The sequence below is a fragment of the Streptomyces sp. NPDC051567 genome (assembly GCF_044454165.1).
GTDB lineage: Bacteria > Actinomycetota > Actinomycetes > Streptomycetales > Streptomycetaceae > Streptomyces.
Map to the genome: position 1 here is coordinate 73,086 of NZ_JBITDK010000007.1, position 22,921 is coordinate 96,006.

Here is a 22,921-nt window from a genome sequence, read left to right on the forward strand (position 1 = left end):
CCGCTGAGCATGCTTTCCAAAAGTATTTTTGCAGAATTTCTTTGGGAAAGCCCCTGGGGCAGCTTCCCAGAAAGTCCCCGGGAGATTTCCGGCACCCGGGGAGGCCCGGAGCAGCCCCGATCCCCTGCGGCGGCCCCATGACCCCCGTCACATTCCCCGGGGCGCGGCAACCGAGGGCGCCCGGCGGCGTCCCCCCACCGCGGGGAACGCCCCCGGGAGTTCCCGGGGGCGCTGGAGCAGGACCGATGACGAGGAGACACCATCGTGAGACAGCTCTCACGTGCGCTGACGGCCGCCCTGGCGGTCGTGGCGCTGGCGACGGGTGCGCCAGTGGCGGCGCACGCGCAGCCGACCGCCGGGTCCATACCCGGCGCTCCTGCGGGAGCCCTCGGGGAGCGGCTGCCGCAGGGGTGGCGGGCCGAGGGCGGGGCTCTGGTGTGGAGTTCGCCCGAGCCCGTGGGCACCGGCGGCTCCCGGGTCGAGTTCCGCTCGGGAGGGCGGACCCTCGGCATCCCCCGGCCGTCCCCCGACCACCGCACCTTCCGGCTCCGCCTCGACGGGGTGCGGGTCGGACCGGTGAGCGAACTCCAGGTGGTCGCCGGTTCGCGGCGGCTGGACGCGGCGGGGGCCGCCCTGCGGGCACCCGGCCGGCAGCACGCACAGGCCGAGCCGGTGCCCCAGGACCCGTTCCCCGCCAACCCGGTCGACCCCGGGGTTCCCGGGAAGTACCGCACCACCAGCGGTGAGTACACCCTGGAGTCGTTGAGGCTGCCGGGCTACGCCGAGCCCGTGGAGATGCGGGCCACGGTCGTCGGCCCGACGGACGCGCCGGGGAAGCGACCGCTGGCGCTCTTCCTCCACGGCCGCAACATCACCTGCTACGAGCCCGGCACGAACCGCGTCGACCTGCGGTGGCCGTGCAAGCCGGGCTACAAGGAGATGCCGAGCCACCGCGGCCATCTGCACGACCAGAAGCACCTCGCGTCCCAGGGCTACGTGACGGTCTCCCTCTCCGCGAACGGTGTCAACTCGCAGGACAACTACGCGGCCGACTTCGGGGCGCAGGCCCGTTCCTCCCTGGTGCGCCAGCACCTCGCCCGCTGGGCGGAGTGGGGCGCGAACCCCGCCGAGGCCCCCGAGGCCGTGCGCGCGACGGACCCCGCCGACCTCTCGAAGGTGCTCCTGGTCGGCCACTCCCGGGGCGGCGAGGGCGTCAACCGGGCGGCCCTCGACAGCGTCTCCCCGCCGCCGCCCGCCGAGGACGGCTACCGGGGGCCGGTGAACTGGCAGATCCGCGGCACCGTCATGATCGGCTCCACCCTCTTCGGCCAGAACCCCGCGCCCGACGTGCCCTCCATGACCATCCTGCCGGGCTGTGACGGCGACGTGAGCGACCACCAGGGCCAGCTCTACGTCGACGGCACCCGGGGCACCGGCCAGGGCACGGCGCTGCACAGCTCGGTGTACATGGTCGGCGCCAACCACAACTTCTTCAACAGGGAGTGGACGCCCGGCCAGGCCGAGGGCCCGGCCGCCGACGACTTCCGGGACGACGCGAACAACCCGGACCCGCTCTGCTCGGTACGGTCCACGACCCGGCTGAGCGCCGAGCAGCAGCAGAGGGCGGGCAGCACCTACATCGCCGCCGCCGCGCGGCTCTTCCTCGGGGGCGACGACCGGGTCCGCCCCCTGCTCGACGGCTCCGGCCGGCGCGCGCCCTCGGCCGACCCGGCCCGGGTGCTGACCCACGCCGTCGGCGGCAACCGCACCGCGGCGATCCTGCCCGACGCCCCCCTCTCGGTGACGAACGCGCGGATCTGCCGGCAGGTCACGACGGACGACGCCCAGTCCTGCATACCGGGCTCCGGGTACAGTCCGTCGTCGCCGCACTTCGCGCCCTGGGAGGTCGCCGACGAGCCGGGCCGCAACGCGGTCACGGCCCACTGGACCCAGCCCGGCACCCCGGTCCGGCTGACGCCCGGGCGGGCCTTCTCGCTGGCGGGCTCCGACGCGCTCGCCCTGCGGGTGATCGTGCCGCCGAACTCCCGGGGCACCCGGCTCGACGTCGCCCTCACCGACACCTCCGGCAAGCGGGTGGGTCTCGGTCAGGTCACCGTCGACGGCGTTCCCGGCTCCGGCTCGACGGTCGCGCACTGGGCGCGTGAGGTCCGCGTCCCGCTGAAGGCCGCCGTCGTTGCCGGTGTCGACCTGAGGCGGACGCAGTCGCTGGAACTCACCCCGCGCAGCGACTCCGGCACGCTCTGGCTGATGGACGCCTGGGGCTGGCGCCCCGGCACCCCGGCGGTGCGCCCCGTCCCGCTGCCGCGCGTCGACATCGGCAGGCTGACGGTCAAGGAGGGCGACTCCGGTGTCCGCACCTACCGCGCGCCCGTCCAGGTCACCGGCAAGGGCACCGGCGTGATCAAGCTCGCCGTCCTCGACCCGAAGACCCACACGTCCACGGTCCGCACCGTGACGGTGAAGGCCGGCGACTCCTTGGAGACGTCGTTCACCGTCGAGGGCAACCCCCGCTACGACGCCGACGCCCACCACCAGGTCGCGGCCAAGGCCGTGCGCGGCGTGGCGGTCGGCAGCGCCTCCGGCGGTCTGCTCGTCGAGAACGACGACCCCATGCCCACGGTCACCGTGACCCCGGTCGCCGACGCGGTCACCGAGGGCCACAAGCTCACCTGGAAGGTGGAACTCTCCCAGCCCGCCGACACCTTCATCGACACGCGGTTCGCCCTCGTGCCGGTGTCCGGGGGCACGGAGCTGTCCACGAAGGACGTCGACGCGGAGTGGCTGTCCGGCATCGGCGGGTCCGCCGACCCGGAGCTGCCCCTGTCCTCGGGCGAGCCCTCCCTCTGGGCCCAGGTCCCCGAGGGACGGACGAGCGTCGAGGTGTCCGTGCCCACGGTCACCGACGCGCTGACCGAGCCGGAGGAGTCCCTGCGGATGCAGGCGTCCACCTACCAGGAGGACGGCACCTGGCTGGAGGGCCCCCTCCTCACGGGAAAGGTCACGGACCTCCACCGCCCCTGACCCCCCTGCTCCCCTGGGCGCCCACCCCGGTAGCCTCCGCCCCGCGCCCGCACGGACGGTGCCCGAGCGACGCACCACCTGATCACAGCACCTGATCACAACACCTGGTCACAACACCTGGTCACAACACTTGACCGATGGCACCGGCCCCCACCACGGGGACCGGTGCCATCGGCGCGACCGGGGTGCGCCGCGGCCGGGCGGCCCGCCGACGCGCCCTCCAGGGCCGTGGCGCCGGTACCCCCGGCCGTGCCACTCTCGTCCGGTACCGCTTTCGTCCGGTACCGCCCTCCCGGCCTCCGGGTGCCCGGCCACGGGCACCCGTCCACCCCTTCAGGGAGCACATCGTGCGCCGTGTCCTGTCCGTACTCGCCGTCACCGCCACCGTCACCGCCGGTGTGGCCACAGCAACCCTGCCCGCCGCCGCCGCACCACCCGCGGCGGCCCCGATGTCGTGTCAGAACCCGGTCTTCTGCTATCCGGAGAGGTACGACATCACCGACTACATCGACTCCGGGTGGACGCCCGCGCAGATCGAGGCGCTCAACGATCCGGAACTCACCCAGCAACTGGTCAACGTCTGCCTCAAGGCCGGCCCCTACCGCCCCGTCCACCTCGGCGTCGGAAACGAATGGGACCCCAGGGGACAGTTCGGCCTCCGCCTCCACCGCGAAGGCTGCCCCACCCCCCTCCCCTGGCCCCCGTCCTGACCGACCGCGCGGGATGCGGCAGGGCCGGAACACCCCGGGCTGATCCGGCCCGGGGGGTATCCCCCGCAGAAGTCGGGCGCGAGCCGCAGGGCGGGGCCCGGCACCGAACGGAATGATCATCCTCAGTCAGGTGGAAGCACACCGCGGGAACACCTCGCGGAAGCACATCGAGGAGTGATCGGCATGGTGGGAGAGCAGATGCGGCGGCGGTCCTTGTTCGTGGCGGCGGCGGTCGTGGCGGGGGCGCTGGCCGCTCCCGCCGCGGCCCAGGCGACGACGGGTGGACGGGACCCGGTCCGCGCGCTGGAGCGCGCGGCGCACCCGTTGCGGTCGACGGAGCCGGGTGCGGACCCGGCCGACCTGCGGCCGTTGGGGGCGATGATCGGTGACGCCAAGGTGGTGGGTCTGGGCGAGGCCACCCACGGCTCGCACGAGTTCTTCACGATGAAGGAACGGGTGTTCCGCTACCTCGTCGAGGAGAAGGGTTTCACCACCTTCGCCCTGGAGATGAGCTGGCCCGCAGGACTGCGGATCGACGCCTACCTCCAGGGCGGCGAGGGCGACGCGCGCCAGGTCGTGCAGGAGCAGCTGGGCGGCTCCCCCTGGGAACGGGAGGAGTTCGTGAGCCTCCTGGAGTGGATGCGGGGCCACAACGACCGCCACCCCGGCCGCAAGGTGCACTTCATGGGCGACGACATCGGCGCTCCCCGGGTGGGCGACGAGTTCTTCGAGCGGGTGACCGGCTACGCGCGCCGGCACCATCCGGAGCTGCTGGCGCGTCTGGACGCGCTCTACACCGGCCTGCGGCCCCTCGACGACAGTTTCGCCTATCTGAACAGGCCGCTCGCGGAGCGGCAGCGCCTCGCCGCGAATGCACGGCAGGCCCTGGAGCTGCTCAGCGGTCAGCCGGGCCGCAACGGACCGGAGTTCACCTGGGCGGTGCAGCACGCCCGGTCCATCGCCCAGACCGCCACGTTCCTCGGCCACGACCTGGCCGACTCCCGGGCGATCCCCGCCGCGATGCGGATGCGTGACCGGGCGATGGCCGAGAACACCGCCTGGTGGCAGCGGCAGACCGGCCACAAGATGCTCCTGTCGGCGCACAACTCCCATGTGGCGTACGTGGCCGACACGCCCGAGACCTACCCCAAGGTGCAGGGCGCCTTCCTGCGCGACATGTTCGGCGAGGACTACCTCTCCGTCGGGTTCACCTTCGACCAGGGGTCCTTCCTGTCGAAGGAGAAGAGCCTCGGCGGTCCGTGGAAGAAGTACGACGTGGACGCGGCCCCGCCCGGCACGAACGAGCACACCCTCGACAAGGTCCGCCACAAGAACTACTTCCTCGACATCCGCACCGCCCCGCCCACGGCCCGCGCCTGGCTGGACACCGCCCGGCCGACGCGCAGCATCGGCACCGAGTACCCCGTCCCGCGCGCCGACATCCGTATCGCCCGCTCCTACGACGTCCTCGTCCACCTCCACCGGATACGCGAGGCCGACACCCTGCGGCCCTGACCGGGACAGGGGGAACAGGACACGGGACACGGCAACAGGAGGGGCAGGCGGTCGGCCAGGGGCGGGCGGGAAAGGAGTGGCCGCGCGCGGTGTGCGGAAAGCAGTGTGGCCCCATGTCCGAAGAGGTTCAGGGGAGTTGCCCCGAGGCGCCGCACCGTCCGGCCGGCCTTCCCGCCCCGGCAGCGCAGGTGACCGCGCGGGCCCGGGACGTCGCCGACGCCGTTCTGCGGATTCCCCGGCCCCCGGGGACCGCCAGGGTGGTGGCGATCGACGGCACGGGAGGTTCGGGCAAGTCGACGCCGGCCGCCGCGGCGGCCGGGCGGCTCGACGGCTGCGTCGTCGTCCACGTCGACGACTTCTCCCGCCCCATGCCCGACCGGGAGCGGGAGCGGCTCGACGCGGAGCAGGGCTACCACCGCTACTTCGACTGGGAACGCCTCCGGGACCAGGTCCTGGTCCCGCTGCGGTCCGGCCGTCCGGCCCGCTACCAGGTCTACGACTGGGCCACCGGGCGTCTCGGCGCCTGGCGCGAGGCCACTGCCCCGGGGCCACTGCTCCGGAGCCGGTGCAGGACGCGCGGCGCGGCGCGCCCGAGGGCTCCACGTCCGGGACGGAGCGGGGTCTTTCTCCTACCCTCTGTTCGGCCGGGACGGCCTCACGGCCAGGACGACCGACAGGACGGCCGAGCAGATGACCCACACCATGCGAGCGATCGTCCTCGACGCCCCGGGCCCGCCCGAGGCCCTGGCCGTCCGCGAGGTCCCCGTACCCGCCCCCTCCGACGGGTGGGTCCTCATCCGGGTCAAGGCGTTCGGGCTCAACCGCTCCGAACTGCACACCCGGCTGGGTCTGGGGCAGGGCGTCACCTTCCCGCGCGTGCTGGGGATCGAGGCGGCCGGGGTCGTGGCCGAGTGTCCCGGCGGGGAGTTCCCCGTCGGTCAGCAGGTCGTCGCCATGATGGGCGGCATGGGGCGGGTCTTCGACGGCGGCTACGCCGAGTACACCTGTGTCCCGGCCGCGCAGGTCATCGCGTTCCGCAGCGAGCTGGACTGGGCGGTTCTGGGAGCGGTGCCCGAGATGCTCCAGACGTCCTACGGCTCGCTGGAGACCGGCCTGGACGCGCGGCCGGGCCAGTCGCTCCTCATCCGCGGCGGCACCTCCTCCGTCGGCATGGCGACGGCGGTCCTGGCCCGGCGGCGGAACATGACCGTCCTGTCGACCACGCGCAACCCCGCCAAGGCCGCGGCCCTGACCGCCGTCGGCGTGGACCACGTACTCATCGACGACGGCGACCTGGCCGGGCGGGTGCGGGCGATCCTCCCCGAGGGGGTCGACACCGCCCTCGAACTCGTCGGCACGCCCACACTGCCCGACACCCTGCGCGCGACACGGGTCCACGGGGTCGTGTGCTTCACCGGGATGCTGTCCAACCGGTGGACGGTCCGCGACTTCTACCCGATCGAGTACATCCCGCGCGGTGTGCGTCTGACCGCCTACGGCGGCGACGCCGGTGACCTTCCGCCGCACGTGCTCCAGGAGTTCCTCGACGCCGTCGCCGCCGGTGACGCCGTCGTCCCCGTCGACCGCGTCTACGCCTTCGACCGGATCGCCGAGGCGCACGCCGCCATGGAGGCGGGCAGCGCGAGCGGAAAACTCGTCGTCACCACCTGAACGGGCCGCCGCGACGGCCGGTCAGTCGCCGACCCAGCCCCGGACCAGGGCCAGCAGGACGAAGACGACGATCAGCCGCCACGTCCACTTGCGGCCGAGCAACTGGAACAGCCACACCACCATGAGCACTCCCCCGGGTCGGGACCGGCCGGACGGACGGACGGACGGCCGGGACGGACGCCTCGGACGGACGGACGAATCCCATTGTCGGGCCTGCGCTCCTCCCGGTGCCGGGCTATCGGCGAATCCCCCGCCGCACGGGCCCGGTACGGTGCCGGGGCGGTGGTCCACCGGGGCCGGAGTCAGCCCGGGGATCAGCCCGGGGAGTCAGCGCAGGGGGTCGAAGGGGGCCAGTTCCGCGGGGCGGCGGCCGGTGACGATCTGTTCGGCGAGCAGTCTGCCGGTGGCCGGACCCAGGGTGATGCCCCACATGCCGTGGCCGCCCGCCACGAAGACCCGGGGTGAACGGGTCGCCCCGATGAGCGGCAGGCCGTCGGGCGTACAGGGGCGGGAACCGGCCCACTCGTCCTGGCGCGCGTCGAGGTCCGCCGCACGCAGCAGCGGGCGTACGGAATCCGCGACGACCCCGGTCCGGCGCCGGTCCAGCGGGGCGTCCGGTGAGCGGAAGTCCATCATTCCGGCGATGCGCAGGCGGTCGCCCATGGGCGTGCAGGCGACCCGCTGGGACGGGAAGTAGAGCGGGTGCGCGGGTACCCGGTCGACCGCGACGGAGAAGCTGTAGCCCCGGCCCGCCTGGACGATCGTCCTCACCCCGAAGGGCCGCGCGAGGTCACCGAGCCATGCGCCGGTCGCCAGGACCACGGCGTCGTAGGCCGTGGTCCTGGTCGTGGTCGTAGCCGTGGTCCCGGCGCCGACCCCAACCCCGACCCCGGTGCCGGTGTCCGTGACATGTGACACCGGGACTCCGGTGCGCAGTTCGCCGCCCCGGGCGCGGACGGCCTCGGCGAGGCCGTGGACGTAGGCCCCCGGGTCGAGGTACCGCTGGCCGTGCAGTCGGACCGCCGCGCCGATCTCCTCGCTCAGGGAGGGTTCGGCCGCGCGCGCCTCGGTACCGGTGAGGAGGTCGAATCCGATGTCCTGGCCTGCGGCGTGGAGGTGCCCGAGCTCCGTGAGCAGCCCCCGGGTCTCCTCGCGGGTGCGGTACCCGGCGAGCACGGCGCTCTCCACGGTCCGGTCCGGGACGCCGCCCGCGCCGAGCGCGTCGAAGCCCGGCAGGGCCAGGCGGTTGACCGGCACGAGCGCCTCCATGGCCGTCCGCCACCGCGCGGCCGTGCAGTTGCGGGCGAAGCCGGTGAGGAACCTGACCAGTCGCGGGCCGGGGGCCAGCGGGACGGAGAGCGGTGACCGGGAACTGAGCAGGGCGCGGAGCCCGTAGCCGAGAACGGCCGGTTCCGGCAGCGGGGCGGCCATGCCGGGGGTGAGCCAGCCCGCGTTGCCCCAGGAGGCCCCGGCGGCGACACCCACGCGGTCGTGGACGGTCACGTCCACCCCCCGTTCCTGGAGGAACCAGGCGGTGGCGAGGCCGACCATACCGGCGCCGACGACGGCGACACGGGCGGGGGCGGCCGTGGTGGGACGGGTCAAGGGAGAACACTCCGTTCACAGGTGACACCGGTGCCGGTGTCCGTACTCGTGCCGGTGCCGCCGCAGTACGTCCATCATCACGGCGTTCCGGCAAAAGGGAAGGGTGCGGGCAGGCTCTCCCTCAAGGACGGGCGGTCTTCTTCCACGCGCTGACGCCGAGTTGTCCCGTGGTGTCCAGGTCGAGTTCCGGTGTCACGATGACGGGCGGGGAGTCGGGGCGGGCCTTGACCCTGACGTAGGGGAGGTTCACGGGGATACCGCCGCCGGTGGTGTTGCGCCACATCAGGCCGGCGGACGCGGCCTCGCCCGGGTTCAAAGTCACCGGGCGCGGTGGGACGTCGAACCCGGTCACGGTGGCGATGCCACCGCTGCCGCGCAGGACCGTCACACCGGAGACCGGCTTCCTGCTTCTCGTCCAGGAGCCCCAGGAGCGGGTAGCCGTTGAGCTGGTAGGGGTGCGTCCCGCAGTTCTCCAGGCGCAGGCCCACGACGCGCAACCCCATGGCGGCGTCGCCGTCGTCGGCCGTGAGACGAATCCCGGACGCCGGGCAGGGGCCCGTCCCGGCCGGCGCCTCGGCCGAGGGGACACGCCTGACCTTGGCGATCCGCACCCGCCCCTTGTCGTCCTGGTCCGGCCCCACGGCCTGGATCTGGACGGTACCCGTCACGGTCCGCCCCGGGCCCCCGTGCCTCCTGCCGGCCTACCGGCCTACCGGCGAGGAGGGCCGGGCAGGAGTGACCCGGTGGCCCGCCGCGGTGCGCTCCAGCGGGCCGGGGACGGGGAAGTACGCCTCCAGGAAGGCGCTGACGTCGGCGGAGGGGACGGCGGGCTGCCCGGCCGGTGGTGTCACCGTGTCGTTGAGGCAGAACGCCTGGCGGTCACGGGCGCGCAGCAGCCGGCCCAGCCGGGCGGGGGTCCGCGGCTGGGCCAGGTCGAAGTAGTTGTAGCGCAACTGCCCCGGGACGGCGCGGCCGGTCAGGAACGCGTAGTGGTGGTGGAGCGAGGCGGGGATCGAGAGGTCCGTGACGCCACGGAGCCTGCTGCGCCCCGTCGCACGGTGCTGCTCGGGGAACTCCCGCTCGATCTCGGCGAGCACGCTGCGCCGGAGCGGGTAGGGGATGTGCCTCATCTTCTGCGTCACGGTCACACCGAACCGGTCCTCCAGCAGCACGCGGTTGTTCATCCCCGCCACGGAGGAGGGCACGTCCCGCACCGACAGGCTCCCGGGCGGCAGCAGAGCCTCCGAGGGGAAGAACTTGGTCGTCCCGTTGGCGAGGAAGAAGTCCTGCGGGGTGAGCGGGGAGCCCAGGAAGAAATCGTCGTTGAAGTAGAGGAAGTGCTCCGAGAGCCCGTCGATGTGGTGGAGCCGGCTCTCGATGGCGTGCGAGTTGAAGGTGGGCAGTGCGGCCGGGTCCGTGAAGACGTCCCGGTGGTCCACCACGGTGAGCGCGGGGTGCGACTCCGCGAGCCAGTCGGGCCGCTGGCCGTCGGTCACCAGATGGACGTGGCGGACCCAGGGCGCGTAGAGGTGGAGCGAGCGCAGGGAGTAGCGCAGTTCGTCCCGGCTGAGGTAGCGCGCCTCGTTGGCCGCCTGCTCGTGGTACGGCTCGTCGAGCACCTGGGCGCGGCGCGCCCGCCACCGGGGATCGGCGCCGTCGACCCAGGTGTAGACGGCGTCGACGGGGAAACGGATCTCGTCGGGCAGCCGCGCGGTGAACTCCTCCCGGGTCCTTACCCGTACGGGTTCCGTGGCCGTAGAGACTCTGGCCGTAGGGGCCGGGGCCGCCGCGACGGGTTCCGCCGCCACCGGAGCGAGCCGGGTGAACAGCTCGCCCGGCGCCTGCACCGCCCGGCCCGCCCGCGCGACGGACTCGGTGGTGCGGTTGGGCCGCGGTGCCACCAGCCGGTCACCGTCCGGTGTCCAGAACTCGATGTCGCAGCCGTGCTCGGGACCGAGCACCAGGGCGGCCGACGGGTCGGTGTGGAAGCGGGTGAGCCGTACGACGGGGTCGCGGGCCAGCGCCTGCCAGACGGCTGCCCGGTGCCCGAGCCGCGGGTGCGGCTGCTGGGACGGGGACGGCTGCGGGTGCGGGTGCGGCTGGTCGGGGAGGGAGACGTACCCGGCCTGACGTGCGCAGAGCACGGCGAGCGCGGCGACGGCACGTGGCCGGTCGGCCGCGCCGACCCCGACGGCCGAGGAGAGGTCGCCGTGGCAGCGCACGACGAAGTGGTCGACGTCCGCCTCCGCGAGCGCCGCGCACACCAGCCGGAGGGTGTCGGCGCGTACCGACAGCGGGGTGGGTGCGGCGGAGACCGTGACGACCGTGGCCCGGCCCCGCACGGCGAGCACCGTCCGGCCCGGGGGCGTGAGCAGCCCGGCCCGGTGCAGGCGGCGGCGCTCCCGGGCCGCGCCGAGCCTCCGGAGCGCCGTCGACAGCCGTGTCAGCGGGAGTTTCAGCCGACGGAGCGTACCGGGCGCCGTCCTGGCGAGCAGGCGGCGCGCCTCCGGAGGGACGGCGCGGCGGTACACCCTGACCAGCAGGGGGAGTTCGGCCGGCCAGGAGTGGAGCGCGTCGGGACGGTGTGGTGCGGGCGGAGTGGGCACGGGGATTCCTGCGGTCCTGGAAGTCGGTCACTGGGCGGCGATCACCGGCACCGGCACCGGAAGCAGGAACGGGAACGGGAAGGACAACAGGGAGAAGGACAGGGAGGGGAACAGGAACGGCGGAAGGAGCCGGTGCTGCTGAGGCCGGGCCACGGCCGGGGGGTGATCAGCCGAGTGGATCGGCCGGTAGAACGACCGACCGGGCGAGCGGGTTACGCCGCCACGGCAGACGCATCCGGCGGAGGGGCGGTGGCCGTGCCGGTGTGCGAGCCGGATGTGCGGGCCGGGCCGGTCAACTCGCCGTCACCACCGTGGCGGTATCGACCCGTCTGCCCTGAATGGTGAAACCCGGTCGGCTGCTCCGGTCTCTCGTTCCCCACGGGTTCCCCGTCCTCCGTACGGGCTCCTCGGCTCCCTCGTCGCCATATGCCGAGGTGAGAACCGCTCGTCTCCCTCGCCCGTGGCACACCGCGCCGGACCCGGACGGCCCCGGCGGACGGTCCGTCAGGCGGCACGGGACCCGGTGGAGGTGAGCCGATGGTGTGGCCGACCGTGCGGGAAGGGGACCACGGCCACCTGATGGTGAGTAACATCCGGCAGCGACACATCGGGTACGAGGAGAGCGAGTCGACATGGACAACGAGCCGGACACCACACCCCCCATCCACAACCTGTACGCGCAGCGGTTCGCCGCCGATCTCGGGACCAACCGCAAGGAACAGGAGGACGTCTCCGCGCAGATCACCGAGTTGAAGGCCCGTCTGAAGCAGTTGAAGGCGGACGAGACCTGGCTCTGCGGCATGCAGGGCACGCTGCCTCCGGCGGCGGCGCAGGAGGACGCGGCCTCCGGCGGGGAGACCCCCCGCCCCGCCCACTCCTCCGCGCGTACGCCCACCCGCTCCCCCGCCGATGACCCCGCGTCGGCACCGTCAGCGACCACGTCCGCGACCACGTCCGCGACCACGTCCGCGACCACGTCCGCCGAGGAGACGGCGGCGCCCGGGGCCGTTCCCTCGCCCCGGCAGGAGAAGAAGGGCACCGGCGGGACAGCACCCGGCAGGAAGGCCGTGCGGGCCAGGAAGCCCTCCGCCGCCGCACCCACCGCACCCGCACCCGCCCGGGAGGCCAAGGCCGCCGTACGCAAGCCCGCGAAACCGCCGGTGGAGAAGACGGCGGAGAAGGTGTCGGAGAAGCGGCCGGAGAAGACGGCGGAGAAGACCGCCGTGCCGGCGCCCGACCGGGCCGGGCAGCCTCCGCTGCGCGAACTCGTCCTCTCCCTCCTGGTCGGCGCCGCAGAGCCCCGTATGGTCAGCGAGGTGGCCGCCGGACTGGCCGAGGCCCATCCCGGGCGTCCGACCTCCACCCAGGTGGTGCGCAACACCCTGGAGAACCTCGCCAAGAAGGGCGTCATCGACAAGGAGCACCGGCAGGGGTCGGTGATGTACACCGCGCCCTCGCCCCGGCCCCGGTCCTCGGCCCCGGCCTCGACCCCGGTGGACGGGGCGGCGTCCGCGGTGGTCACGGCCCCCGAACCGGCGCGGGAGAAGACGACGGCGGAGGTCTGATCCGTCGCCCGACCCTTCGGCTGATCCCTCGCCCGACCGGTTGCTCAACGGTTCGCCCGACCGGTCGCCCGACCGTCGTCACTGGTCAGGTGGCTCGCCGTACCCGTACCCCGTGGCCGCTGACCCCGGCCGTGGGGTACGGGCGGGCTGCCCGGGACGGGGACGGACGCGGCGGCCTGCGCGAGCAGCGGCTCGATCGGGGCCGCGACACCACCGTGCTGTCCCTCCCCGTACCCGTCGGACACGGCGCCGGAATGACACCGGTGCAAGCCACCATGACCGCCGGGAGCCGCCCCGCAGGACAGGCGCGGCCGGACACGTCACCGGAACAACCCCGACGGCCGCCCGCAATCCGTACGGCCCCGCCGTAAGGGGAGCGCGACGAGCTGTTCGTGCTCGGCTTCCGAGAACACCTCCGGGAGGGTGAGCTGTTCGACGACGAGCCAGGTGAGCGCCAGGTACGGCAGGCGCACCGCCGTCGCGTCGCCGGGCAGGCCGTTCTCCTCGTGGTGGGCCGCGTTGGCGTCGATGTCCGCACGCACGCGTGCGGTCAGCACCGTGCGGAGCGCCGGACGCCGGACGCCGGGTGGCCTCCAGCCGCAGTTCCAGCAGGGCCAGGCAGCCGGTGCGGAAGGAGCTGACCCGGCCGGCCAGTGCGCGCATCAGCAGGGCGTAGCCCTCCCGGTCCGGTGTGTCCGGCCGCTGCCGGGCGATCTCCGCCGCGCCGGGCCGGAGCCTTTCGCAGACCCGCGCGCCCGCCTGGGTGAGCAGGTCGTCCCCCAACGACGTCGCGATCAGCTGGTCACCTGGTTCACCCGGCGGTAGCCCCCGCCCCCCGATCCACCGGGCCAGGTCTCGGAAGGCGGGCACCGGATCACCACCGTGAACCGTCGCCGTGACCGTCGCCGCGCATCGCCTCCGCGCATCGCCTCCGTACGTCGCCGCCACGTATCGCGGGGCGGGGCGAGGAGCAGGACCATGGCAGGGGGGCGGCCCGCCGCGCGAAGGCGCCCGGCACGTCCCCACCTGCGCCGATGCTCCAGCGCCCCGGCACAGCACCGGCACCGGCACCGGCGCCGACACGGCTCGGTGCGTGGTCCACGGGGGAATGCCATGGGAAATGCCAAGGGGGGATGACTTGGAGGACGTCTCATGCGAGCGACTCTGATCTACGGTGCCGGTGACGTACGGGTGGAGGACGTGCCCGATCCGCACGTCCAGCAGCCCACCGACGCCGTGGTGCGTGTGGTGGTCTCGTGCGTCTGCGGCAGCGACCTGTGGCCGTACGCCTCGCGGCCCGCCACCGAGGACGCCGACCGGATCGGGCACGAGTTCCTCGGCGTGGTGGAGGAGACCGGCTCGCAGGTGTCCGGGCTCGAACCCGGTGACCTGGTGGTGGCCCCGTTCGTCTGGTCCGACAACACCTGCGACTTCTGTTCCGAGGGCCTGCAGACCTCCTGCCGCAACGGCGGTTTCTGGGGCGCGGACGGCGTGGACGGCGGCCAGGGCGAGGCGGTGCGGGTGCCCCAGGCACAGGGCACGCTGGTGAAGCTCCCCGTCGGGGAGGACTCCGCGCTGCTGCCGTCCCTGCTCACCCTGTCCGACGTGTTCCCTACCGGCCACCACTGCGCGGTCAGGGCCGGTGTCGGCGAACGGACGACGGTCACGGTGATCGGTGACGGCGCGGTCGGCCTGTCCGCGGTGCTGGCCGCCCGGCGCCTGGGCGCCGAGCGGATCGTGCTCATGGGCCGCCACGCGGACCGCACCGACCTGGGCCGCGCCTTCGGCGCCACCGACGTGGTCACCGAGCGCGGTGAGGAGGGCGTCGAGAAGGTCCGCGAGCTGACCGGCGGCGACGGCACCCACACGGTACTGGAGTGCGTCGGCCTGGAGCAGGCCGTGAACACCGCCTTCGGCGTCGTCCGGGACGGCGGCACGGTCAGCCGGGTCGGCGCGCCGCAGTACGAGCAGGTGTCGATGGGCTTCCCGCAGTTCTTCAAGAACATCACCCTCACCGGCGGGGTGGCCCCCGCCAGGGCGTACATCGAGGAGCTGCTGCCCGACATCCTGGAGGGGCGGGTCGAGCCGGGCCGGGTCTTCGACCGCACCGTGGGCCTGGACGAGGTGCCGGACGGGTACCGCGCCATGGCCGACCGCCAGGCGCTGAAGGTCCTCATCCGCCCCTGAGAAGCCGCCCCGCCCTTACCCCCGTACCACCCCGCTACCGCGCCGTACCGCTCCCCGGACCCCGCTCCCCGGACCCGCCCGCCTCACCGGCCCCTCGGCTTCCCCTTCTCCCGTCCGCTTCCCCGTCCCGGAACGCCGGTCGCTTCGGTCGCTTCGGTCGCTCGGGGTGCGTCGGGCGCCTTGGGTGCCGAGGGAGCAGGTGGGGAAACCGGCGGGCAGGTGGCGAATAGTGAACATCCGGTGACGTGATGTCAGTACCGGTGTTCTCATGGGTCCGTTGCGCGGGGAGGCGCACCCGGTCCACGAGGGGGGTACGGCTGTGTCTGTGGCTGTGATCGAGACGCATGAGGTCCACAAGGCGGGTGAGGTGCATGCGGCGTACAGCCGGTACGGGGCGTACGAGCTGTACGGGGCGCACAGGGCGTACGGGGCGTACGGGGAACCGCGCGGCGCCGTGGCCCGCAGGCGGCGGCCCGGCCCGGGGAGCCTGCGGTGAGCCGGCGTCCGCCCGCGCGGCGGCCCGGCCGGGGGCGTCCCCGGGGGCGGCGCGGGAGCCTGGGGCTGGAGAAGCCGGTGGTGGTCGTCCTGGTGGCCGTCGCGGCGTTCGGCCTGGTCACGGGCGTGACGCGGTGGCTGGCGGCGCATCCCTGGGTGGTGGCTCCGGGACTCCTGACGGCCGCCGGGGCGGGCGGGGTCTGGCTGTGGCGGCGCGCGGAAGCGGCGCGGCGGGAGCGGACCCGGGCGCAGGGGCTGCGGTACGCGGTGGAGCAGCTCGACAGCCTGCACCACCGCGAGTTCGAGTTCGCGGTGCGGGACCTGATGCGGCGCGACGGCTGCGCGGACGCCGAGCAGGTCGGCGGGCGCGGCGACAACGGGGCGGACGTGAAGGCGACCGACCCGTACGGGCGGCGGTGGGTGATCCAGTGCAAGCACCGCAAGGCGGGCTGGGCCGGTTCGGCGGTGGGCACCCCTGACCTACAGGTCCTCAACGGGACCGGCCGGCAGATCCATGGGGGCGACGTCCTGGTGATGCTGACCAACGGCCGGTTCTCCCGCCCCGCCCCGGGCTTCGCCGAGTCCCAGCGCCTGCACCTGGTCGACCGCCACCTCCTCGCCCAGTGGGCCGGCGGCTCCCGCCCCCTGTGGGAACTGCTGCGCGCCGTCCCCCCACCCCGGCGCCCGTCGTCCCTCTCCTGACCTCCCCGGCCGCGAACGGTGGCACCGGCCGGGCTCGTGGCGGGTGTCGCGGCCCTGGTTCCTCCGGGGGCCCGGCTACTGTCGCGTTCGGTCCGTCGACGCAGACGGGCCCCGGAACCGGGTGAGCGAGGGCAGCGGCGATGACCCACGAGAGCGCGGCCAGGGCCGCCGAGGCGGCGCGCCGCTACTACGGCACGAGCGACGTCGACGGCTTCTACGAAGCGGTGTGGGGCGGCGAGGACATCCACACCGGCGTGTACGCCGACGCACACGAGCCGGTGGCGGTCGCCTCCCGGCGGACGGTGGAACTGGCGGCGCGGAAGGTCGCCGACCGCCTCGGCCCGGGGTCCGAAGTACTGGACCTGGGCTCCGGGTACGGGGGCCCCGCCCGCTATCTGGCCGCACGGTTCGGCTGCCGTGTCGTCGCCCTCAACATCAGCGAGGCCCAGAACGAGCGCCACCGGAAGACCAACGCCGAGCACGGTCTGGACGGGCTCGTCGAGGTCGTCACCGGATCGTTCCAGGACATCCCCTACCCCGCGGGGCGCTTCGACGTCGTCTGGTCGCAGGAGGCGTTCTGCCACAGCGGCGACCGGGAGGAACTCCTGGGCGAAGCCGTCCGTGTCCTCAGGCCGCAGGGGGAACTGGTCTTCACCGACGTGATGGCCTCCGACGCCGTCCCCCACGACGTGCTGCGCCCGGTCGTGGCCCGCCTTGAGGTCGAGGAGCTCGCCACACCGGATTTCTACCGGCGCCGGCTCGCCGGACTCGGCCTGACCCACATCGACTTCGACGACCGCAGCGACCAGCTCCTCACCCACTACCTCCGCCTCACCGAGGAGACGGACCGCCGCGCGACGGAACTCGGCAACGTCATCAGCCCCGCCTACGTGGCAGACCTCCTGGAGAACCTGCCCCTGTGGGTCGACGCCTGCCGTAAGGGCCGTATGAGCTGGGGCATCTTCCACTGCCACCGCAACTGACCCGCGGTCGGCCCCCACACCTGACCCCGCCGGTCCGGAAGACCTGGCTGCTCAGGGGCCACTCCCGATGTGCAGGCCAAGTGCTCAGCCGGGCAGCCGGGCAGCCGGGCAGCCGGGCCACGGCAACGTGACCCCCGGCTACGCGACCGTACGCATGACGACCGCACGCCGCCGGGCGGCGTGCCCACCTGCGAATCCCCTGATCACCTTCGTGGTGGTGCCCGATTCCGTGGTCGATGTGCTGACCCCAGGCTTCAGCTTTCAGCTGGTGGTTTTTGTGAGGGTGATGGGTGAGGGCTGTCCCTGGACGGTTGTGGTGAGGGTGATGAACGCCGGTGTGGTCAAGCTCGCGTCACAGCCCCGGAAGTTGCTGGTGTACGTCCCGACCGGCAGATTGAGAGTGAGTGCTTGCAGGTTCGCCGTGTAGGTGCCGTTCTGGAATGCTCCTTGAAAGATGCGCCCGCCGCTTTCAAATCGCAGTTCGGCAGGACGGCTTCCGCCTCCCGCTGTCTCGTAGGTGAATCCGACGTAATCGGCTGCCAGGGTTCCGCAGAGGACGGCGGCATGGGCGGTTCCGCCGGTCAGGGTGACAGCGGGAATGGTGCTGAGCGCGAGAGCGAGAGCTGCGACGCGTGTCCTGGTGCTCATGGTGGAGTCTCCTGTCGTCGGATGTTTTCAGTTGAAACATTCCTTCTCTTCCGTGTCGGGTAACCACTCCCTTTCCTTATTCCTCCTGAAGAGTCCACCGCACCGCAGAACCCGGCCCGCCGCACGCGGTACCGGGGACGCGCGTGCCGCACGGGACCGGACCCGCGCCGGGCAGGCCCGTACGGGTCGGAGGTCGGCCTCGCGTGAGTACCGAACCGGGTGCGCGGTGGGCGGCGTGGGACACCACCGGGAGCGGGGCAGGAGCGGGGGTGGGGGCCGAAGGTGTTGTCCCCTGGTCGTCCGGGTTGTTGCCCGTCCGTGCCGGGGAACGGCTGACCCAGCAGGCCGGGCCGACCCTCCGGCCGTTAACCGAAAGGCACCCCGTGCGCAAGCTTCTGGTACTGGCCGTCACCCCGCTGATCGGCATCGCCGCCATCGCGGCCCTCACCACCCCCGCCCACGCCGACGCCACCGGCAAACTCACCGCCCTCAACTCCACCAACCTCTACCCGCCCGGCGCGGACACCCCGGTCGAGGAGGTCGTCAACCCGGCGGCCGGCTGTTACCGGCTGGACGGAGGAACTCAGGGTCCCCCCCTCGTCTCCTTCGAGAACGGCACCGACCAGAACCTCCCCGTCTACGGAAGCACCGACTGCACGGAAGACCCGATCGACACGGCCGATTCCGGAACCACCTACCAGGGATTCGGGTCCATCTCCGTCAAGGTGACCTGACCGGACACCACAGACACCCCACCTCACGCTCCGTCATGTTCCTGGCCCACGCCCTGCCGCCTCCCGGAAGCCGGTCGGTGTCCGCTCCGTGTGACCATCCGCCGGGGAGGAGCGTCGAACCCTCGCGGGGAAAGGGACCGGAAGCGACGGCAACACGGGCACCAATCACCTGCACGTTCGGCCACGAAACGGCCGGCGCCCTCGATGTACGGGGGCGCCGGCCGTCTCGTGGCCGCCGGTGACCGGTCCTGGCCGGCCTGGCATCACCAAGGGCGAAGACGTGGGATGCCTGACGTGTGCGTCCGCTACCTCGGAGTGTGCCAGCTGAACTCAAGGAGGCTGTCGTTGTAGTCGGTGTCGTCGCCGTTCTCGGCGACGACCACCATCAGGTTGTAGGAGCCGATCTGGTAGGGGCCGCCACTCCTGAGAGCGCTCGGCCTGGTGGTGCCGTCACTGTCGTTGTACTCGAAGGTGGCGGTGATCTGGCTCTGTCCGGTGATGGTCGCGTCCCCGATGGAGACGCGTTCGCCGGAGCCGGTGAACCGCAGGTCGACGCTGCCGTCCGCGCTGGTGACCTTCACGGTCTGGATGAAGCGCGAGCTGGTCTTCGCCTTGACGTGTACCGGTAAGCCGCCAGGAAGACCGATCTGTGCGGTGTTGCCCTTGATGAGGATGTGTGCGTCAGCCACTGAGGGCTCCGTTCTTTTCGGTGAGAACCCCGAGATGGGGGTCATAACTCTGCGTTCCGTTCCGACCGCGCAGAGCGAACAGGACCCAAACTACCCACGCGGGAGCCGAGAACGATCAGAGTCGTCGAACTCGGGAGATGCCCACCCCTCCTGTGATAGGGCCACAGCAGTCAGCCCGGATGTGCCTGCGCATACGGAGCGGCAACGAACCATGGATGCGCAGGCGGCCCTCATCAGAACCGACGACCCGCCACACCGGCCGGGCGACCCCTCGTACCGGGGCCGGGGCCGGGTGTCACGGCCCGCCACCGCCACGCCGTACCGGCCCGCTCCGTCAGGACAACGGCCTGCCCACGTTCTCGACGAACTCACCGAGGAAGTTGCCCGGCGGGTCGAACACCACGTACAGGAGGGTGTAGGCGCCGAAGTCCTCGCTCTGGCAGGAGGCCGCACCCATACCGATACGCTTCGACGCCTTCCACACCAGCTGGGTGAACTCGCCGGCCTTCGGGTCGAAATCTTCGTTGGTGTAGTCGTAGCCGACCGCCTCCGACTCCCATCTGAGGACCGCGTCGACGAGAGTGCCGTCACTCGCGCCGAGGGCCTGCCCGTACGGGAGCTGCGGCTGGTAGTCGTAGACGCACTTGTCGGCATACGCCTGCGCATCAGCAGACAGCGCCGGATCGACGGTCAACGGCTCGGCCCCGTGCAGAGCACGGAACGTGTTGATCTCCGTCAGCACCAGCTCCTGCTGCGCGGGAGTGACATCAGAGGACGGCGCCACCACCACCGGACCCGACGACACCACCACCGCAGCCGCAGCCGCAGCCGCCGGACCGGACGACATCACCGCACCGGCCAACGCCAGCGCCACAGCCCCCGAAGCGAACCGGGGAACCCGAACCACCCGTGACCGAACCCGCGACCGAACCCCTACAACACTTCTCTCTTGTCTCATGCGTACAAAATGCGACGATCCACCCCCTCCCGCAACCACCACCCGCCAACCGGCCCAACAAAACCTCCGACCCCGACAACCCGACCCCACCCGGCTCCCACCAGTGGGAACAGCCGGGCACCACGACGGCCAGACGGCACGCACCACCCGCGGGCCCCTCCGCCGGGCATGCTCGCGTACCGCCGTCATCCCGGGGACTCGGGAGACCTCCTACCAGGCGATGACCATCAGGCCGGGGCCGCCGCCGTAGCCCATGGACGCGCTCGCGGACGCTTCTCCCCCTGAGCCTCCGCCGTCGACACCGCCCCCACCGCCCTGCCCGCCCGCGGTGCCGTTCCCCGCCCGGCCGCCACGGGATGTGCCGTCCGAAGCCGTGTACTGCTCGCCGCTGGGAAGAATGACCTGAGTGCGGTAGCCCCCGGTCAGCCCCGTCGAGCTTGAGCCTTCGCCTCCACCGCCTCCCCCGCCGGCCGCTCCCCCCGCCACCACCACCGCCGCCCCACACGTACGCGTGGAAGGTTGTCACTCCTTCGGGCGGGGTCCATGAGCCGGACTCGGTGAACACCGCATACCCGTGCTCCACCACCCTGTGTGCCTGCGCCGGAGCAAGTGATCCCGCCGTCACCGCACAGGCCGTCGCCACCACGAACAGCCCGCGTCCCGTCACCGTCATCACGTCAGCCCTCTCGCCGCGTCACCCCGTACCGGGTGAACCGGACGAACCGGACGACAGGCTGACAGGCTGACAGGCTGACAGGCTGACAGGCTGACAGCAAGCCAACGGGCCCGCCCGCGTACTACAGCCGAATGGCTTTGCCCCCGGAACCACCCCCGGTGAACCACGGGTACGGCGGAAACAGCCGGGTGACGACGAGCACCAGGAGCACCCACCCCGCCCCGCCCCCGCGGGGACGGGGCGGCCGGGGTGGGAGGGCGGTCGCGCAGGTCCGCGTGAGCCGGGTCGGACGGCTCTCCACGTCCGGCGGCAGGTCCGGCTGGGATCAGCGGCCGGAGAAGCCGGAGAAGGGCAGGCGGGCCGGCGCCTGGACCGGGTTCAGAGTCGGGTTCGGGTTCGGTGACGCCGAACCCGAGTCGGCCGCGGGGTGCTGGTCCGCCGCGCAGGTGACGTCCCGGGAGGGAAGCCGGCCGGTGGTCAGATACCTCGTGACGAGATCGTCCGCGCAGGCACTGATCCCGAGCGAGTACACGCCGTGGCCCTGCCCCTCGTCCACGGTCACGAGCCGGGAACCCTTCAGCGCCCGGCGCAGGCCGAGTGAGGCGGCCGGAGGGGTCTGCGAGTCCCACTCGTTCTGGACGATGAGCGCGGGGACCTTGTTGTCGACCTTGGTGGCCGCTTCGAGCGGGCGGTCCCAGTAGGCGCACGGGAAGACGTTCGAGACGAAGTCGCCGTACAGGGGGTGGCGGGCGCTGTCGCGCCGGGAGTCGGCCTGGTAGACGGCCGGGTCGGTGGGCCAGCGGGCGTCACCGCACATGATCGCGAGGTAGCTCGCCAGCTCGTTGTCGGTGGGCACGAAGGTCGGGAAGGTCGGGACGGGCTTGCCCGCTGCGGCGTCCCGAAGCAGCCCCAAGGTCCGGGCGGCGACCGGCGGGTGACTGATCTCCCAGCGTATGTACTCGCGGACCTCGGCACCGTCGAACCTGGTCCCGCCGAGGTCGAGCGGCTCCCGGTCGGCGCGCGCGACGATGTCCCAGAACAGCCTCTCGACCTCGGCGGGCGTGTCACCGAGTCCGTACCGCGCCGCATTGCGGGCGGTCCACTCCGTCCACCGGTCGAACGTGATCCCGGCCTGTTCCGCCCATGACTGCGCCATGCTCCGCCAGACCCGTTCGGGGTCGACCGCGCTGTCCAGGACGAACCGGTCGGCCCGCTGCGGGAACAACTGGGTGTACACAGAACCGAGATAGGTCCCGTAGGACAGCCCGAAGTACGAGATCTTCCGCTCACCGAGGGCCGCGCGGACGAGGTCCATGTCGCGCGCCGTGTTGCGGGTGCTGATGTGCGGGAGCGTCTCCCCGTTGAGGTTGCGGCACCCCTCCGCGATGTCGCGCGCCCAGGCGACGTCCTTGGCGAACGTCGCGTCCTTGTACGGCCGGTACGTCTGCCGTTCGTCGGCGGTGGTCGTCCCGCAGGCGAGGGGGGTGCTGGCGCCGACCCCGCGGGGGTCGAAACCGATCAGGTCGTACCGGTCCTTCACGGACTGCGGCAGGAGACCGCTGAGCGCAAGGGGGTAGAAGAGCCCGGAAGCGCTGGGGCCACCCGGGTTGAACAGGAGGACGCCGCGGCGCTTGGCCGGATCGGCGGCCTTGATCCGGGACAGCGACAGGTCGATCTTCTTGCCGCCCGGCTCGCGGTGGTCGAGAGGCACCTTCAGGGTCGTGCACTCGACGGTCGCGGGGACGTCATTGCCGCAGCCCTGCCAGGCCAACGGGGGCGTGGTGGCCAGGGTGTGGGCCGGGGCGGCCACCGGCGAACCGGGGCCGGCCGTGGGGGTGGCCGCTGCCGTGGTGCCGAGGAGCGTGGGGGTGAGGAGCGTGGGGGTGAGTACCGCGGCGATGCCCAAAGCCGTCTTGGAGATCGCGCTTCGTCTCAGGAGCAAGGGAGTGCCTTCGTTCGCTGGGATGGTGAATGGCGCTCTTCAGTGGTCCGGAGGGACGGACCGCAGGGTCATCGGTCAGGCTAACGGGCTTACGGCGTACGTGAGTTCGGATGCGCGATGTGGCCCAGTGCCGCGTCAGGCAACGTTCGCCCCGTCGCGATTCTTTCGCCTTCCCCGGCGCCGAAGGGTTCCC

Annotated in this window: 17 protein-coding genes and 1 pseudogene; 10 read left to right on the forward strand and 8 right to left on the reverse strand. The window is 72.5% G+C overall.

All coding sequences use genetic code 11. The features are described 5' to 3' along the window. Positions 1-264: 264 nt before the first annotated feature. The 4 genes from ACIA5F_RS10785 (at position 265) to ACIA5F_RS10800 (ending at position 6,938) form a co-directional block, all read left to right on the forward strand. Positions 265-3,042, forward strand: a complete 2,778-nt coding sequence (locus tag ACIA5F_RS10785; protein ID WP_399351436.1) for a hypothetical protein — start codon at positions 265-267, stop codon at positions 3,040-3,042. 347 nt (positions 3,043-3,389) lie between these two features. Continuing rightward, entirely contained in the window at positions 3,390-3,752 is a 363-nt protein-coding gene (locus ACIA5F_RS10790) for a hypothetical protein (protein ID WP_399351438.1), read from the forward strand. Between the two features lie 183 nt (positions 3,753-3,935). Next, positions 3,936-5,267: an erythromycin esterase family protein gene (locus ACIA5F_RS10795; RefSeq protein WP_399351440.1), complete on the forward strand. Its 1,332-nt coding sequence runs from the start codon at positions 3,936-3,938 to the stop codon at positions 5,265-5,267. Positions 5,268-5,957: 690 nt separating this feature from the next. After that, positions 5,958-6,938: a zinc-binding alcohol dehydrogenase family protein gene (locus ACIA5F_RS10800; protein WP_399351442.1), complete on the forward strand. Its 981-nt coding sequence runs from the start codon at positions 5,958-5,960 to the stop codon at positions 6,936-6,938. A 327-nt stretch (positions 6,939-7,265) separates the two neighbouring features. On the opposite strand, the gene ACIA5F_RS10805 is transcribed toward ACIA5F_RS10800, so the two are convergent. From ACIA5F_RS10805 to ACIA5F_RS10815, 3 genes are all read right to left on the reverse strand, one after another. Next, positions 7,266-8,543 carry an NAD(P)/FAD-dependent oxidoreductase gene (locus ACIA5F_RS10805; protein WP_399351444.1) on the reverse strand — a complete coding sequence of 426 codons (1,278 nt, stop codon included), beginning with the start codon at positions 8,541-8,543 and terminating at the stop codon, positions 7,266-7,268. Positions 8,544-8,664: 121 nt separating this feature from the next. Further along, positions 8,665-8,931 (reverse strand): DUF4232 domain-containing protein, encoded by a 267-nt coding sequence (locus tag ACIA5F_RS10810; protein ID WP_399351446.1) that lies wholly within the window; start codon positions 8,929-8,931, stop codon positions 8,665-8,667. Positions 8,932-9,244: 313 nt separating this feature from the next. After that, entirely contained in the window at positions 9,245-11,149 is a 1,905-nt protein-coding gene (locus tag ACIA5F_RS10815) for a stealth family protein (protein ID WP_399351448.1), read from the reverse strand. Between the two features lie 632 nt (positions 11,150-11,781). On the opposite strand from ACIA5F_RS10815, the gene ACIA5F_RS10820 reads away from it, so the two are divergent. Continuing rightward, complete coding sequence (locus tag ACIA5F_RS10820; protein ID WP_399351450.1) at positions 11,782-12,714, forward strand: hypothetical protein; 933 nt, start codon at positions 11,782-11,784, stop codon at positions 12,712-12,714. A 320-nt stretch (positions 12,715-13,034) separates the two neighbouring features. Here the strand turns inward: ACIA5F_RS10820 and ACIA5F_RS10825 are convergent. Then, positions 13,035-13,491, reverse strand: a pseudogene (locus ACIA5F_RS10825) (TetR/AcrR family transcriptional regulator); the annotation flags it as partial. Between the two features lie 375 nt (positions 13,492-13,866). Between ACIA5F_RS10825 and ACIA5F_RS10830 the strand changes: the two are divergent. The 4 genes from ACIA5F_RS10830 to ACIA5F_RS10845 all read left to right on the forward strand — a co-directional run bounded on the left by ACIA5F_RS10830 (position 13,867) and on the right by ACIA5F_RS10845 (position 17,081). Further along, positions 13,867-14,901 carry a zinc-binding dehydrogenase gene (locus ACIA5F_RS10830; protein WP_399351452.1) on the forward strand — a complete coding sequence of 345 codons (1,035 nt, stop codon included), beginning with the start codon at positions 13,867-13,869 and terminating at the stop codon, positions 14,899-14,901. 331 nt (positions 14,902-15,232) lie between these two features. Continuing rightward, positions 15,233-15,397 carry a hypothetical protein gene (locus tag ACIA5F_RS10835; RefSeq protein ID WP_399351454.1) on the forward strand — a complete coding sequence of 55 codons (165 nt, stop codon included), beginning with the start codon at positions 15,233-15,235 and terminating at the stop codon, positions 15,395-15,397. Beyond that, complete coding sequence (locus tag ACIA5F_RS10840; protein WP_399351456.1) at positions 15,394-16,098, forward strand: restriction endonuclease; 705 nt, start codon at positions 15,394-15,396, stop codon at positions 16,096-16,098. The genes ACIA5F_RS10835 and ACIA5F_RS10840 overlap by 4 nt, the downstream gene beginning before the upstream one ends. A gap of 140 nt (positions 16,099-16,238) precedes the next feature. Continuing rightward, a complete protein-coding gene (locus ACIA5F_RS10845) occupies positions 16,239-17,081 on the forward strand; it encodes an SAM-dependent methyltransferase (protein WP_399351459.1) in 843 nt (280 codons plus the stop codon). Between the two features lie 261 nt (positions 17,082-17,342). Here the strand turns inward: ACIA5F_RS10845 and ACIA5F_RS10850 are convergent, their stop codons facing one another. After that, complete coding sequence (locus tag ACIA5F_RS10850) at positions 17,343-17,729, reverse strand: hypothetical protein (RefSeq protein WP_399351461.1); 387 nt, start codon at positions 17,727-17,729, stop codon at positions 17,343-17,345. Positions 17,730-18,112: 383 nt separating this feature from the next. Between ACIA5F_RS10850 and ACIA5F_RS10855 the strand changes: the two genes are divergently transcribed. Further along, complete coding sequence (locus ACIA5F_RS10855) at positions 18,113-18,463, forward strand: hypothetical protein (RefSeq protein WP_399351463.1); 351 nt, start codon at positions 18,113-18,115, stop codon at positions 18,461-18,463. Between the two features lie 305 nt (positions 18,464-18,768). Here the strand turns inward: ACIA5F_RS10855 and ACIA5F_RS10860 are convergent, their stop codons facing one another. The 3 genes from ACIA5F_RS10860 to ACIA5F_RS10870 form a co-directional block, all read right to left on the reverse strand. Further along, entirely contained in the window at positions 18,769-19,152 is a 384-nt protein-coding gene (locus ACIA5F_RS10860; protein ID WP_399351465.1) for a fucose-binding lectin II, read from the reverse strand. A 334-nt stretch (positions 19,153-19,486) separates the two neighbouring features. Further along, positions 19,487-19,999, reverse strand: coding sequence for a CAP family protein (locus ACIA5F_RS10865; RefSeq protein ID WP_399351467.1), 513 nt, complete (start codon positions 19,997-19,999; stop codon positions 19,487-19,489). A 1,112-nt stretch (positions 20,000-21,111) separates the two neighbouring features. Further along, positions 21,112-22,728: an alpha/beta hydrolase gene (locus ACIA5F_RS10870; protein ID WP_399351469.1), complete on the reverse strand. Its 1,617-nt coding sequence runs from the start codon at positions 22,726-22,728 to the stop codon at positions 21,112-21,114. Between the last annotated feature and the right edge of the window lie 193 nt (positions 22,729-22,921).

Excerpts from the sequence above, each read along its gene's own strand:
- ACIA5F_RS10795 (WP_399351440.1), top strand. The coding sequence starts at position 3,936 with ATGGTGGGAGAGCAGATGCGGCGGCGGTCCTTGTTCGTGGCGGCGGCG.
- ACIA5F_RS10800 (WP_399351442.1), top strand. The coding sequence starts at position 5,958 with ATGACCCACACCATGCGAGCGATCGTCCTCGACGCCCCGGGCCCGCCC.
- ACIA5F_RS10820 (WP_399351450.1), top strand. The coding sequence starts at position 11,782 with ATGGACAACGAGCCGGACACCACACCCCCCATCCACAACCTGTACGCG.
- ACIA5F_RS10830 (WP_399351452.1), top strand. The coding sequence starts at position 13,867 with ATGCGAGCGACTCTGATCTACGGTGCCGGTGACGTACGGGTGGAGGAC.
- ACIA5F_RS10845 (WP_399351459.1), top strand. The coding sequence starts at position 16,239 with ATGACCCACGAGAGCGCGGCCAGGGCCGCCGAGGCGGCGCGCCGCTAC.
- ACIA5F_RS10850 (WP_399351461.1), bottom strand. The coding sequence starts at position 17,729 with ATGAGCACCAGGACACGCGTCGCAGCTCTCGCTCTCGCGCTCAGCACC.
- ACIA5F_RS10865 (WP_399351467.1), bottom strand. The coding sequence starts at position 19,999 with ATGTCGTCCGGTCCGGCGGCTGCGGCTGCGGCTGCGGTGGTGGTGTCG.